The sequence below is a fragment of the Halobacillus karajensis genome (assembly GCF_900108515.1).
Classification (GTDB): domain Bacteria; phylum Bacillota; class Bacilli; order Bacillales; family Halobacillaceae; genus Halobacillus; species Halobacillus karajensis.
The window spans coordinates 23,722-37,586 of sequence record NZ_FNWW01000001.1; the positions used below are offsets into that span (position 1 = coordinate 23,722).

At 39.4% G+C, this 13,865-nt stretch carries 16 protein-coding genes; 5 read left to right on the forward strand and 11 right to left on the reverse strand.

Going from position 1 to position 13,865, the window contains the following annotated elements:
- Positions 1-2: 2 nt before the first annotated feature.
- Positions 3-2,402: a 3-hydroxyacyl-CoA dehydrogenase/enoyl-CoA hydratase family protein gene (locus BLW54_RS00135; protein WP_035505874.1), complete on the reverse strand. Its 2,400-nt coding sequence runs from the start codon at positions 2,400-2,402 to the stop codon at positions 3-5.
- Positions 2,403-2,615: 213 nt separating this feature from the next.
- Positions 2,616-3,533: a proline dehydrogenase family protein gene (locus BLW54_RS00140; protein ID WP_035505878.1), complete on the reverse strand. Its 918-nt coding sequence runs from the start codon at positions 3,531-3,533 to the stop codon at positions 2,616-2,618.
- A gap of 242 nt (positions 3,534-3,775) precedes the next feature.
- On the opposite strand from BLW54_RS00140, the gene BLW54_RS00145 reads away from it, so the two are divergent.
- Together BLW54_RS00145 and BLW54_RS00150 are read left to right on the forward strand one after the other, a co-directional pair.
- On the forward strand, positions 3,776-4,036 hold the full coding sequence (locus BLW54_RS00145; protein ID WP_035505880.1) for a ferritin family protein: 261 nt from the start codon (positions 3,776-3,778) through the stop codon (positions 4,034-4,036).
- Positions 4,037-4,048: 12 nt separating this feature from the next.
- Positions 4,049-4,378: a spore coat protein gene (locus BLW54_RS00150; protein WP_035505881.1), complete on the forward strand. Its 330-nt coding sequence runs from the start codon at positions 4,049-4,051 to the stop codon at positions 4,376-4,378.
- Positions 4,379-4,548: 170 nt separating this feature from the next.
- Here the strand turns inward: BLW54_RS00150 and BLW54_RS00155 are convergent, their stop codons facing one another.
- From BLW54_RS00155 to BLW54_RS00175, 5 genes are all read right to left on the reverse strand, one after another.
- Positions 4,549-4,755, reverse strand: a complete 207-nt coding sequence (locus tag BLW54_RS00155) for a cation transporter (RefSeq protein WP_035505883.1) — start codon at positions 4,753-4,755, stop codon at positions 4,549-4,551.
- Between the two features lie 477 nt (positions 4,756-5,232).
- Positions 5,233-6,039, reverse strand: coding sequence for a VLRF1 family aeRF1-type release factor (locus BLW54_RS00160; RefSeq protein WP_035505884.1), 807 nt, complete (start codon positions 6,037-6,039; stop codon positions 5,233-5,235).
- 202 nt (positions 6,040-6,241) lie between these two features.
- Positions 6,242-7,153: a glycine betaine ABC transporter substrate-binding protein gene (locus tag BLW54_RS00165; protein WP_244153453.1), complete on the reverse strand. Its 912-nt coding sequence runs from the start codon at positions 7,151-7,153 to the stop codon at positions 6,242-6,244.
- A gap of 184 nt (positions 7,154-7,337) precedes the next feature.
- Positions 7,338-7,514 (reverse strand): YfhD family protein, encoded by a 177-nt coding sequence (locus tag BLW54_RS00170; RefSeq protein ID WP_071414069.1) that lies wholly within the window; start codon positions 7,512-7,514, stop codon positions 7,338-7,340.
- A 260-nt stretch (positions 7,515-7,774) separates the two neighbouring features.
- The gene (locus BLW54_RS00175; protein WP_035505885.1) at positions 7,775-8,938 is read right to left on the reverse strand and encodes an MFS transporter; all 1,164 of its coding nucleotides are present in this window, start codon (positions 8,936-8,938) and stop codon (positions 7,775-7,777) included.
- Positions 8,939-9,248: 310 nt separating this feature from the next.
- On the opposite strand from BLW54_RS00175, the gene BLW54_RS00180 reads away from it, so the two are divergent.
- Positions 9,249-10,007 carry a TrmB family transcriptional regulator gene (locus BLW54_RS00180; protein WP_035505886.1) on the forward strand — a complete coding sequence of 253 codons (759 nt, stop codon included), beginning with the start codon at positions 9,249-9,251 and terminating at the stop codon, positions 10,005-10,007.
- A 354-nt stretch (positions 10,008-10,361) separates the two neighbouring features.
- On the opposite strand, the gene BLW54_RS00185 is transcribed toward BLW54_RS00180, so the two are convergent.
- Positions 10,362-10,958: a serine/threonine-protein kinase gene (locus tag BLW54_RS00185; protein WP_035505888.1), complete on the reverse strand. Its 597-nt coding sequence runs from the start codon at positions 10,956-10,958 to the stop codon at positions 10,362-10,364.
- 135 nt (positions 10,959-11,093) lie between these two features.
- Between BLW54_RS00185 and BLW54_RS00190 the strand changes: the two genes are divergently transcribed.
- Positions 11,094-11,474, forward strand: a complete 381-nt coding sequence (locus BLW54_RS00190; RefSeq protein ID WP_035505890.1) for a hypothetical protein — start codon at positions 11,094-11,096, stop codon at positions 11,472-11,474.
- Between the two features lie 62 nt (positions 11,475-11,536).
- On the opposite strand, the gene BLW54_RS00195 is transcribed toward BLW54_RS00190, so the two are convergent.
- Together BLW54_RS00195 and BLW54_RS00200 are read right to left on the reverse strand one after the other, a co-directional pair.
- Positions 11,537-11,794 (reverse strand): alpha/beta-type small acid-soluble spore protein, encoded by a 258-nt coding sequence (locus tag BLW54_RS00195; protein ID WP_035505891.1) that lies wholly within the window; start codon positions 11,792-11,794, stop codon positions 11,537-11,539.
- A 2-nt stretch (positions 11,795-11,796) separates the two neighbouring features.
- Positions 11,797-12,012, reverse strand: a complete 216-nt coding sequence (locus BLW54_RS00200) for a YozQ family protein (RefSeq protein WP_035505893.1) — start codon at positions 12,010-12,012, stop codon at positions 11,797-11,799.
- 125 nt (positions 12,013-12,137) lie between these two features.
- Between BLW54_RS00200 and BLW54_RS20575 the strand changes: the two genes are divergently transcribed.
- Positions 12,138-12,275 (forward strand): hypothetical protein, encoded by a 138-nt coding sequence (locus tag BLW54_RS20575; RefSeq protein WP_167358776.1) that lies wholly within the window; start codon positions 12,138-12,140, stop codon positions 12,273-12,275.
- A gap of 11 nt (positions 12,276-12,286) precedes the next feature.
- Here BLW54_RS20575 and hpaB read toward each other — a convergent pair whose 3' ends face one another.
- On the reverse strand, positions 12,287-13,726 hold the full coding sequence (hpaB, locus tag BLW54_RS00205) for a 4-hydroxyphenylacetate 3-monooxygenase, oxygenase component (RefSeq protein ID WP_074732938.1): 1,440 nt from the start codon (positions 13,724-13,726) through the stop codon (positions 12,287-12,289).
- Between the last annotated feature and the right edge of the window lie 139 nt (positions 13,727-13,865).

The following is a 13,865-nucleotide window of genomic DNA, read 5'->3' on the forward strand; positions in this document are numbered from 1 at the left end:
AATTAATTACGTAGTGGTTTTCCTTTCATCAGCATGTGCTGCATCCGTGCTTGGGATTTAGGCTCACCGACAAGGCTTAAGAATGCTTCCCTTTCTAAATCCAATAGGTATTGTTCATCCACTAGTGTTCCCTGTTTCAATCGACCGCCAGCGAGTACATAAGCAAGCTTTTCAGCAATTTTCAAGTCATGTTCACTCGCATATCCGCTAAGTGCTAACGATTTTGCTCCAAGTACCATCGTGGCGTACCCTTGTTCTCCAACAACAGGGATTTTCGTTCGTTTAGGAGCTTGATATCCTGCTCCAGCTAAACCAAGTACCTTTTGCTTAGCGTCGTAAAGCAGATGATCCCCGTTTACGCTAATAGCATCTTTCTCGTCAAGAAAACCGTTATCTTTTGCTTCTTCACCAGAGGTCGAAACCTTTGCCATGGCGATTTTTTCAAACACACTATTAGCCACTTTCTGAAGGTCAATCTCTACATCTTTCGGCATATTACGTATTTGCTTGATGTAAAGTTCTTTGTTTCCTCCTCCTCCTGGTATTAGACCGACTCCGGTTTCCACAAGACCCATATACGTCTCTTGGGAAGCTTGAATGGCATCAGCAGGGAGACATACCTCTGCTCCGCCTCCGAGCGTCATTCCAAATGGAGCTGCAACGACTGGTTTATCTGAGTACTTCAGCTTCATCATGCTATCCTGAAAACCTTTCACTACCATTTCAATCTCGAAAAAGTTAAAATCCTGGGCTTCCATAAGGATCATGCCAAGATTAGCCCCCACGCAGAAGTTCTTGGCCTGGTTTCCAATAACTAGACCTTCAAAGTTCTTATCAACATGATCGACCGCATAATTGATCATTTGTATAATATCCAGCCCAATGGCGTTGCTCCGTGAATGGAATTCTAAACCGGCAACCCCGTCGCCAAGGTCAATTAAACTTGCTCCAGCATTCTTTTTGATAACTTCACGTTCTTCTTTTAAGCGATTAAGATGGATAACCTTTTCATTAAATTGTTGTTGTTTATAGTCTCCATCATGGTAAAAGTAAACGTTTCCATTTCCCTTCTTATAAAAGCTGGAGTTTCCTTTTTCCAACATATCTTCCACCCATGCCGGGATTGTCTCTCCTTCTTTTTTCATCCGTTCAATAGAGGATTGAACTCCGATACTGTCCCATATCTCAAAGGGACCAAGTTCCCAGCCGAATCCCCACCTCATCGCTTCATCGATGGAAGGAACATCATCAGCAATTTCCCCGTACAGTTCGGCTGAATAAAGGAGGACCGGTTTGATTACAGACCAAACTAAATCGCCTGCGCGGTCTCCCTCTGCGTGAACAAGAGCTTTCAACTTACGCTGTGTGCCTTTTTCTTGTTTGGCCAATTCTGTAGCTTTTGTCTTTAACTTTCCTCGTTTTTCATATTCAAGAGTTTCTGGGTTAAGTTGAAGAATTTCGCTTCCCTTCTCCCCTTTTTTCTTAAGGAAGAATCCCTGGCCACTCTTAGATCCCAGCCACCCTTTTTCAAGCATCTTCTTCATAAAATCAGGGACTTCAAAAGCTCTTTTCTCTTCTCCCTTGACCTGATCATAAACATTGTTGGCTACATGGATGAAAGTATCTAGTCCAACGACATCAAGTGTACGAAAAGTAGCACTCTTCGGTCGTCCAATCATTGGTCCCGTTACAGAATCTACTTCTCCCACGGAATATCCCTTTTCCAACATTTGTTGAACTGTTATTAATAGACCGTATGTTCCGATGCGGTTTGCGATAAAATTCGGTGTATCTTTCGCTTCTACCACACCTTTTCCTAGGATGTTTTCGCCAAATTCCTTCATAAAGCTAAGGACTTCCTGGCTGGTATGTTTTGTAGGGATTACCTCTAACAACTTGAGATACCGTGGAGGATTAAAAAAGTGCGTCCCTAGAAAATGTTTCTTAAAATCATCACTACACTCCTCAGCCATCGCTTCAATGGAAATTCCAGAAGTGTTGGAACTCACAAAAGAACCTTCCTTACGGTGACGGTCAACATTAGCTAAAACCTTCTTTTTAATATCCAGATTTTCCACAACTACTTCAATCACCCAGTCCACTTCAGATAAACGTTCCATGTCATCTGTGAAATTGCCGACTTCAATTAACTCAATGTTTTGTTTACTAGTTAATGGTGAAGGCTTTTGTTTTAATAATGCTTTCTTATTTTCAGCAGCTATCCGATTTCTCACAGCAGGCTCTTCAAGTGTGAGGCCTTTTTTCATTTCTGCATCCGTCAGTTCACGAGGGACTATATCTAACATTAATGTAGGTATGCCTACATTCGCTAAATGTGCGGCGATTCCTGCGCCCATAACCCCTGATCCAAGGACGGCTGCACGCTTGATTTTGTGATTCATTATTTTTCCCCCTATCCATTTGAATGAATACTCATTCATTTTACAGCCAAAAAAATAAGTACGCTAATTCGTATCTATGTATAATATAAAATATTTTCAGACATTTCGCAATCCTTTTCTCCATAATTCTGTAATTTCTTCCACTTCCCTAATCCCCTACCTAAACTTTATGCAGTCTTTTTAAAAAGATGCCCACAATAAGCAGACATCTCTTTATTTACCCCATACACCTTTCAGTACAAAGGCAATATTTGCCGGTCGCTCCGCAAGTCTTCTCATGAAATAACCGTACCAGTCATTCCCGTATGGAACGTATACACGCACTTTATATCCCTCTTTCACCAATTCCTTTTGCCGTTCTACTCGAATACCAAAAAGCATTTGAAATTCAAATAAATCTCTGGATATATTATTTTCTTTTACAAGTTTTTTTGTATATTCAATCACCTCGTCGTCATGACTGGCTATAGCCGTGTAATTCCCATGAAGTAGATGGATTCGTATAATTTTCTTTAAATTATCATCTACGTCCTTCTTATCAGGAAAGGCTACTTTCGGTGACTCTTTATATGCTCCTTTAACTAGTCGGAGATTAGGATGGTACTGGTTCAAGTCTTCAATATCTCCCACTGTTCTATATAAATAAGACTGTAATACTGTTCCAATATGCTCATAATCATTTCTAAGACTCTTAAAAATGGAGAGTGTCTTTTCACACCTTTCGTAGTCCTCCATATCTATGGTGACAAACACATCTTTCTCCTGAGCGACATCAAGAATGCGGCGCATATTCTCCATAACAAGACCTTCCGATATATCAAGTCCCATAGATGTCAGCTTTAAGGACAATTGGGAATCCAACTTATGTTCAGCTATGGCTTCAACGGCTTTGATACAATTTTCGGCAGCTTCTCTTGCCTCCGACTCACTATCTATAAACTCCCCCAGATGATCAATCGTTACGGACATCCCTTTATCATTTAATTCTTGAATAGTTTTTACAGCATCCGGAACTGTTTCTCCTGCTACAAACTTCCCTGCTCCGAATCGTAGCCCATATCTTTTAGCCAACTTTGTAAAAAAACGATTTTTAGATAAAAAAAGAAAAAAGTTCCTGAGTATCCGTTCCATTCTCCAACCTCCTAAAACCTTGTTCCCGTTCACTAAAGTGGCTGCTGACTTCATCAGGATGTAACCGCTACCATACAACTATTTTATCACTTATTTTTTCATATGGGGAAAAATAATGACTTTTTCGACACACGCTTTAACTCTTCCTTGTCTTTCAACTTTACCCAAGTGGTATATTTTTCATCTATAGAAAGATGGAGGACGGTCATAATAAAAATGAAAAAAAGAAGGAGGAAAACGTGATGCAACAACAAAATCAATCACCCATGCAACAATCGCAACCAATGTCGCAGGTACCTAACATTGTAAGTACGAAAGATCAGCTTTATCTTTCTGACATGCTTTCATGGAACTTAAATGCATGCAAGAAGGCACATTTCTTTGCTCAAAATTGCCAAACACCTGAAATTAAAGCAGCTTTGGAAGAGGCAGGACAAATGCACCAACGTCATTATGATAAATTGCTGAAACACTTGGATACACAATCAAAAACAACCAATTAAAGGAGGACCACCATGAACCAAGCTCAAAAGATCCAAAACCCTGAAACCAAAGTACCTAAAACGCCACAAATGAATGAAAGAGATTTTATTAATGATCAATTAACTACAGAGAAATATATGACAAGTTCATACAATATTGCTTTGAACGAAGCAAGCAACCAAAACCTCTATCAGGATCTTGCGACAATTTTTAAAGAGACACAGGACTGCCAGCGTAATTTGTATAACTTAATGTTCAAAAATGGTTGGTATGCATTAGAACAAGAAGAAAAACAAAAAATGGACCAGACTTATCAGCAATTCACAGGTTATAAAACTCAATTACCCTATACTGTACAGTAAACGACATAAGGTTATTTTTCCCCTCGTTTATTTTGGGTGTAAAAGGAAGTTTTCAACTCCCTCAGGGAATAGAATTACATCCTATCCAATTCCATAAGACATGGGGGACATGGAGTTTAATAAAAAGCCTAGACAAAAACAAAGGCCCGGGAATCCGGGCCTTTTAAATATTATCCGACTGGATCATAACCCTGGGCCTCAATAGCACCTTTCATCATCGTTTTTGAAACATACGCTTCGTCATAAGCGATATTTACTTTACCGCTATCTGTATCTACTTCCACCCCATGTATACCCTCTAATTCTTCCAGAGCACTTTTGACTGATTGTTCACAGTGACCGCATGACATTCCATTGACTTCTAGCGTCAGTTCCATATTATTTCACAACCTTTCCTGCTAATTAATACGTTTATAGACAATATTCCACATTGAACAGCGTTCCTAACGTCTTTTAAAATTCTTTCATTAAAAATCCCGCGACCATAGAAGGCCCGGGGGAGTTTACCAATTGCAATATTTCTTCAAGGCTTGTTGTAATGCATTCATAAAATTGATCGTGAGGGAGTATCATGTTTTCCAATACAAAGGATCCCAGGCGAGATAAGTATAAATATTGATTCATCAGCTTTACACTCTGAGGAACACCAGATTAGAATCTACGCCACCCATATAAAAATTCACCCCCATTCGATTTATTATTTTGACATAATACTTAGCCTACCTGTTTCTTTTCCCCCTATGGGTACGATAAAAGATGAATCTAGATATCGTAGTATGTGTAACCCAAACATCATTTAAAAACGTAAGTAAACAGTAAAAGGTGCTGGGCTAATGACCAGCACCTTTTACACGTTATTGCACAACCTCATTAAGCACGTGCATTTCTTCATGATCAAGAAGATTTTTATTAATCATGTCTTCCGCCCTCTTATTCATATGATCCTGAAGGTCCTTTAATTCTTCTTTATCCCCTACAAGGTAAAAGCGTTCCCAACCATAATCTTTCGCTAATTTATCGATTTTCGGTGCTACACTCTTATACCAGCGATAACGGTTGGCCTCAAACCGCTCCTGAAATTGATCTTGTTTAGAGGTCTTAGCTCCGCCCGTGCCCATAGAAGGTTGGGCGCGATGTGGTCCCTGATGCTGCCGCCAGTCTTCTGTATCCAAATCAAGTTCAAATAACTGGGTATCCTTAAGTGTTCCAAGCTCCGCGTCAATCAGTTTAATCTGGTTTTTCTGGGTCAATACAACTCCTGTTTTCGGAAACTTATCCTGCATCTCTCTCAACTGATCCAGAACTGGTGTTTCTTCCCAATAAAACTCTGTTTTCACAGGCATCTGGAAACGTTCCGCAAACCAAATGGTATCATCACCAGTCGCAAATAAAACGACACTTTTAGCGAAATTCTGTTCGTTTTCTTCTATAAATTGTTCAACTTTTTCTTTGACTGCCCAATAGTTTCTTTTTTCATCTGAATCACCATCTTCCTGAAGATAGGATTCAAAGTTATTCAGTCCGTTCTTCAAATGGATCTTCCATTCCCCCCCTTGTTGTTCAGGGTCAGAAGGGTCGGTGTTTAAATACATGGTCAAAACTTTTTGTGGTTTCTCTAAGTGTACTTGCTCTAGTTTCTTTATTTCTTTATTCAAGTCCATAAAACAGCGACTCCTTTCACTAGTAAATCGAATCTATAAGGTATGTTTCCTATAAAGGGACTGTTTAAACTTCTTTTCAAACGCGGACATTTTTCAGGCAAAATTTACCAAGTTTGCTCTCGAGGGAAGGAGTCTTTCAAAATCTTTTTAATTCCTATCCAACAACAAAAACCCGCTCTCAATAAGCGGGTCTTTGTTCTAATTATTCTTTTGTCCATTCATCAATAGCTTCTTGGTTTTCATCGATCCACTTCTGTGCACCTTCTTCAGCATCGCCAGCTTCATTAATTTCTGCCATTAAACTAGAGAGCTGATCGTCACTCAATTTGAATTTATCAAACCATTTCACTACTTCTGGTTGATCTTCTTCAAGACCTTTACGTGCTGCATAAGAAATATCTTCAGAATCACCATAAACATTTTTCGGATCTTCCAAGAACTTAAGGTCCATTTCCGCGAACACCCAGTGAGGTTTCCAGAGTGTAGCTACGATTGGCTCTTCACTCTCAAGAGAATTCTTAAGTTCGGTAATCATTGTTGGTTCTGAAGAAGAAGCAAGCGTATAATCCAAGTCATATTCATTGATAACCTCATCAGTAAATGACATAATGCTTGCCCCTGCATCAATCCCTACAATTTGCTTATCCGGAAATGCATCGGACCCTTTCAAATCCTCAATCGTATTAATGTCTTCCATATAACTTGGAACGGCTAAACCAAGCTTTGTTCCCTCATACCAAGTTTCACGCCAGTCAATATCCTCTTCATATTTTTCATAAAATGCTTTATCCGTATTGGGCAGCCAGATTTCCATACCGATATCCAAATCACCACTGGATAAAGCTTCGTACAAAAATCCTTTTTCCACTTGCTCAAGTTCTACAGTATACCCTTTTTCTTCAAGTACTAGTTTCCACATATTGGACACAGCAACATTTTCAGCCCAATTGTTCATACCGATGCTGATTGTACCTTTATCATCTGAGTTTTCAGCGTTATCCCCACCATTTTCATTCCCATTTGAATCATCTTCTGCCCCACCACAAGCAGCAAGGGTTAGAAGAATACCCAAGAATAGAGCTGGTAACCATTTTCGCCAATTTTCCATAGCCATAAAGACCTCCTCTAAGTATTCTTGTTTAATTATGTTATAAATTGTTGAAACACAATTCGAAATTATAACACAAAAAAATAAAAGTACAAACAATACAAACTGTATAGAATTATCATTTGTAACATTCTTCCACACCAGGTCATCCAATATATGGATGACCTGGTGTGGAACTATTTCTCATAACCTACTGTCTTTTATGTGCACGGCGATCGGCTGCTTCTGCTCTTTCTTGTGCGATTTTATCTTCGCGATCAGCTAATTCCTCAGAGAACTCAACATCGATGTTCTTCTGATTCTTTGGAGTTTGAGGCAATTTACCCTTTTGTTTGCCTTTATTCTTTCGGTGGTCATCTCTACCCATGTTCTACCCCTCCTTTTTGTCGAATATTAGTAGTATGTAGCGGTTTAAAGCAAATATTCTCTGAACATCAGGCATATTCCTTAACTCAAAGGAGTGCTACGATTGAACGTTCCTGTGTTTCCTTTTTCTAAACAGAAATCCGCGATATCCGTTTACTAAGAAAAAAACACCTCCAAATGTAAAATGAATGTTTACAACTTGAAGGTGTTTTATTCCGTTCCATATGACCTGCGCTATTTTTGTCCGTTTTTTTATGATTGTTAAACAGCTTCCTGTTTGTAGGCTTCTTGACCACGTGTAATAGAGAAATAAGCAGTAGCCAAGGCAAGCAATACGAAAAAACCGCCGACAGTAGCGTTGTGAGTCACAGAAGCCTGTTCAATAACAATCCCCCCAATGGATGATCCAAAAGCAATTCCAAAGTGTAGAGCGGAGTTATTTAAACTTTGTTGAATATCAGATGTCTCAGGAGCAGATGAAATGAGATAGTTTTGCTGTGCTGGGGTGACAGCCCAACTCAAAGCACTCCAAATGATTAAGACGATTAGAAACACCGGAAGGGAGAAGGTGACATGTGGGATGGTAAAGATGGCAACTGCAAAGACCATGATAATCCCTAGAATACTCTTATCAGACCCAAATTTATCCGATAAGAATCCACCTACTCCCCCGCCCATGACGGCTGCTACACCGAAAATAAAGTATACAATACTCACCCAGGCCGCATTCATGCCCATTTCCTCTTTTAGAAAAGGAGTCAAATATGCATACAAAACCAAGTGGCCTGTAAGAAACAAAAATGATGTCAGTTGGGCTGAAAAGATTTTTTTATCTTTAAGCGTTCGTAATTGATCCTTTAAGGATATGACTGGTTTGGGAGCCATTTCACCTAACGAAATAGCTACAGCTATAATGGATAACAGGCTGAGTACACTAATTAGTAAAAATGGCGCTCTCCATCCGAAGCTATTACCAATGGTTAACCCAATGGGGACCCCAAGAACGAGTGACCCACTGATTCCCATAAAAATTGTACCAATAGCTCTCCCTCTGTATTCCTTTGCAACAATGGCAGAGGCGATAGTTACAGCTAGTACTACAAGTAAAGAACCACTACCTGCCGTTAATATGCGGGCTGCCATAATCGTAGAATAGTTAGGACTCCAATAAGCAAGCATATTGCCCATAAAGAATATCACTAAGGTAACGAGCATTAATTTCTTCCGATCAAAACGGGCGGTCGCTGTTAGTAAAATTGGGGAAGCTATCCCAAATACAAGGGAGAAGATTGTAATTAAAAACCCTGCTTGACCAAGAGAAACTCCAAGATCCTGTGCGACAAGGTCCAGGATGCCCCCTATTATCAATTCAACTGTTCCAACAACAAAGGCAACAAGTGCAAGTAAATAAACTTTTTTATTCATAAATAATGTCCCTTCCTTTTAGGTTACCACTATAATGGTAACTATATATAAAGGAGAAAACAAGAGAAAATATTGATGTTTATTTTTGACGCCATGTATTCTAAAATAAACACCTGAATTCATTCGTCATTTTAGTCATTTAAAATAAAAGAAAAACCTTTTTTGCCCCTTTTTACTTTGGAGGCCCAATATGCCGTTTTGCAACTAATGAGATAAGCTAAACACAAGATCGATAATACTCCTCGTTCCTTAACACTTTATGTTAAATTCAATATAAACACTTCTTCTAAAAATAAAAGTGAGGTACAACATGCTACAAAAATTCGGTTTTACACAATATGAAAGTCAAGTTTTTGAAGCCCTGACAGCCAGCAGTGAACCCATGGATGCCACATCAATCGTAAAGTACTCTCAAGTCCCTAAATCTAAGGTGTATGAAGTTTTGCAGAGGCTCGTAGAGAAAGGACTAATCTTAACGTCTTTCCAGGAAAGAAAAAAACTATACACCGCCCTCTCACTGGAAACTACTATCGAAAAACTGACAGCTGAGTTCCAAGCTAATGTAGATGAAATAAGAAATACGACGTACAAACTACACGATTCAGATGAACGGGTATGGACAATTCAGAACGAAAAATCCATCAAAGCTCTCGCAAGTGAATGTATTCAAAAAGCCAAAAGAGAAATCCTTCTTACAGGTTGGAGCGATGAGTTACAACACTTTCTCCCTCTCCTGGAAGAAAAAAAGAAAGAAGGCGTAAAGGTTGAACTCCTTTCTGTCGGTGACCTCGAACCTGGTAGTCTACATGCACATGTACTTCTACCTGATGAAAGACACGACGCCCTCGAACGGCATAAATTAATCATTATTGACCACAAAGAAATTTTATTCGCTGGGGTAGAACGAAGCGATTTTCAAGGCATTCATACATTATCGAAACCACTGGTGAAATTCTTTACAGAGTTCTTTTATCACGATGTTGCTTTGACAGTGATCACAAAAAAATATCAAGATGTGCTAATGGCCGACGAAGAAATTAAAGAAACTCTTATGAAACTGAGATATTAACATATATTCATTACCTCTCATTTGCTTCAAGTTTCTTATCACTAAAAAAGCGCCCGGAAGTTGGGCGCTTTTTGCTTTTCCTGTATTTTTCCACGAATAAACTTTCTTTTCACAAAATACTTCATTATATCGGATCAAAAAAACGGCTCGAACATAGGAATCACTTTATACCCGCACAGGTACAGTGAAAAGTGGTCTTCCTTATAAAGAGCAACACCTTCATAGTGGATAAGAAACTGTCTACTCCACAGCCTTAATGGTTTCCTACTGTGATATCACTTCATCGACATAGTGGTATTTCCCCTTCCACTTTTCTGTGTCAAATCCCCAGAAATATGGAGCGGCCACACCGTTTTAAATGGGCAACAACCTTCGGCGATAAAGCTTAATAATAAATTCAATAAAAAACGCAGGGATTTTTTTAGGGACATATCGCCGTTGATAAAATGTTTCATAGGCTTTCTTTAAATCACGCCAATGCGGACAGTCGAACTCCTGTGTAAAGCGTACAACATCAATAACTTTTACTTGGCCGTCTGTCGTAAGCAATATATTCTTCAAATGAGTGTCAGACGGATTAAACCCTAAATTACAAGCAAATTCCAGCGCCTCATCCACACGTTGAACCATCTCATCTGTTATGGCTACACCGTTTACTAGACAATCATAAAATGTAATGCCCTCTACATATTGCATCGTAATGTATCCTTCACCCTTTTCAAAAAAAGCAGGGAAAAACTCATGATTGTTCAGCTTTTGATAAACATCCCCCTCAATATGAGCGAGATGTTCAAATCCCGGATAAAAAATTTTAATTGCTATATCCGTTCCCTTCATTCGGAATACAGAAGCACTCCTACCTTGCCCAATCATTTGAAGTTCTTGAGGAATACAAGTGACTTGATCTCCTTCAAATTGTACTTTTTCAACCAAATCTTTCATTTTCTCCATAAAGATTCTCCTCTATGAAACAGACATTGTCTCTATATAAATATAACAAAAATTGCGATGAAAGAAGTGTATTTTGTTTGACAATGATAATCATTATCAATTATTATAGTGTTATCATTAGAAAGGAGGGTGGTTATGCCAAATCTCTTATCTGTTATACACCCCTTCACATATGAAAAAGGCAATAACGGTTGTTCTTGTCATGAATATATAACGTTTGAACAAGGGGATTTCTTATGGATTTTGGATGACCCTTTTTATGTAGATCAAGTGGGGTGGTACATTGCGGTCCAAAAAAACGATAAGTCCCCATTTTATATGTCCATTCCATTCATTGATGAGAAATATGAGGATCGATCTCTATTCACAGAAATGGATAGGGAGTTAGCTATCAATATTCATCAATTCCAAATCGATCAATCTCTTATTTCTAAAGACAAAGCAGCATTCTTATACCATACCGAAGAACTTGATAAACTGATGGCCATCACCCCAGATAACATGTATGCCCAATAAATCCTTTATAACTTAATGTGTGAGTCCACTTTTAAATTGAAAAGAGGCGCGTGACGCGCCCCTCAAGTTTGTTCTTTTTCTATTTGGTGTTGAGCACGGCGAATTAACTCTTTAACCATTTGTCCACCGATTTGCCCACCGATTTTTCCAGCGTCCCTCGTTGATAATTCACCGTTGTTTCCTTTTTTCAACGGTATCCCCTGCTCCTGTGCAACTTCATATTTCGTCTGATCAGGAGTGGAGGAGTTCATCAAGTCCGCTTTCATTTGGTCCAGTCCTGCTCTTGCTTCCGGGACTAGGATTTTATTCTTACGAGTCATGATTAGTCACGCTTCTTTCCTTTTTTAATGGCTTCACCTTGGTGACTAATTAATTGACCATTTTCATCTACCTTATCAATTTTCGCGTCAAAGGTACCTTCGGTGAGTGTATCATTAACTTGTTCGTGGGTTGTTGCCAGTCCTTGAGAGGTAAAGTCCTCTTTTCCATAGTCCGAGGACTGATAATTTCGAGTAGGTTGTTCCTGCTTTTTCTTCATGATGTTAACCTCCTTTTCCTTAGCTTTTACAGGTTTTTAAATGCGATTCGTTGTAAGCTTTTGCCTGTAAATTTTACGGATAAAAAGGTGCAGGTATACCAGACTAAATGACAGGAGGTGTGGTCATGAGCAAAAAGAGCAATGCCTATAAAAGAAATGCCGGAAACACTGTGAATCCCCAAGGGCTTTCAGAAGATGTGGCAGATCAGCAACCACGATCCCAACTGGAACAAAAAGCAAAGAAAGCCAATGCTAAACGCTAAGAAGCTGACTTTTACGAGTCAGCTTTTTTCGCTAAAAAATGATCGACTAAATCTGATGAGTTTTTATTCTCGTACATGTGATAAATCGTCTGTGATAGCCTTACTGGATCACCGAAGAAAAAACGTTCATACAAGGTCTGTCTTGATCCAAAGCTACTCATCGTTAAATCCCAAGCCAGTCGGAAAAGGGCGACCCGATCGGTCCCTTTCACATCAACTCCCTGTAAGAAATGATCAAGCTGTTTACCCAGCTGCCCACTAAAATCAGACTCTTTCGGAATCGACATCATCCCACTAGCTCCCAGTAACTCAATAATCTCAGTAAACCTAGGGTACATTTCTTGGAATTGATTCACAGAAATATACAGTGGCTGTCTCGCTGGAACCATGATTCCTGATGCATCCACGACAGCTTCATGCTCCGCTTTTAATACCAACGCTTTCATGACTTCCAAGCCTTTCATGATTTCGACGATTTTACTTTGAACGTGCTGATACTCTCCAATTTGAATCGTGTCTACAATTCTCTGCGCAATGCCTAAAAGGAGTTCTGTCTTGATTATTTGCCTTGAAGCAATTTGATGTAAAGTAAATGGCACAAACTTGCCTTTCACATAAAATTGAGCGGCTGCTCTGATATTATCATGTAAAAATACTCGCTCCCATGGAACAAGGACCTCATCAAAAATGACAATCGTATCCATCTCTTCAAACCGTGAAGAAAACGGATAATCATACATGGATCCATTGCACACAAAAGACTCCCTACAAACAAACTTCAACCCTTGTGTATTGCTCGGAATAGAAAATCCATAAGCATGAGCATTTTCCTGAGCACCCGGGGCTGAAAAAACAATCATTTCATCCGTTATCCCCCCCTGAGTGGCCAGCAATTTAGCTCCTTTAATGATTAAACCTTCCCTGTTTCGATCGATAATGCGTGCATTGGTTACATCTTCCTCCATAAATGCAAGTTTCGACCGGTTACTTTGCGGATTCACAAACGTATGTGTAAAAGATAAATCCCTTTCACGTGCGTACTCATAAAAATGAAGCAGCCGCTCTGGATAACAATTCTCTTCCCCATCCAAGATATCCACCGAAGCCGCAAAAGCGGCCAATACTGTATTCATATAGTCCGGACTCCTGCCCATCAGCCCTCCTGAATACCAGGCCCACCGTTGAATCATTCTTCGTCTTCTCTCTAAGTCCCCTCTTGTTTTCGGAATTAAATAGGATAAGCCGATAGCATTACCTGTAGTTTCCGAAGAAAAGGTCATGCTTTTTTTATTTGAATGTTGGAGGTCATAAAGTTCAGCTTGGCTTTGGATAATCCCCCGAAATGCTGGATGTTCAGAAATATTTCCCTTCACTTTATCCCCCGCCATCCAAACCTCTGCACCCAATGCATCGATACGCTTTATATATTCTTCTCCTGTAATCACCGGCATGATATCACTCCTGCTTTTCACATTCACTGAAAATAACAGATATCATACCATATTAAATTGGTTCAGAAATGTGCCTATAGGAGCTAGATTTATCTAGAAAGTCGGGGAATAGGAGGCAGGCATTAGCACCTGCTAAGTG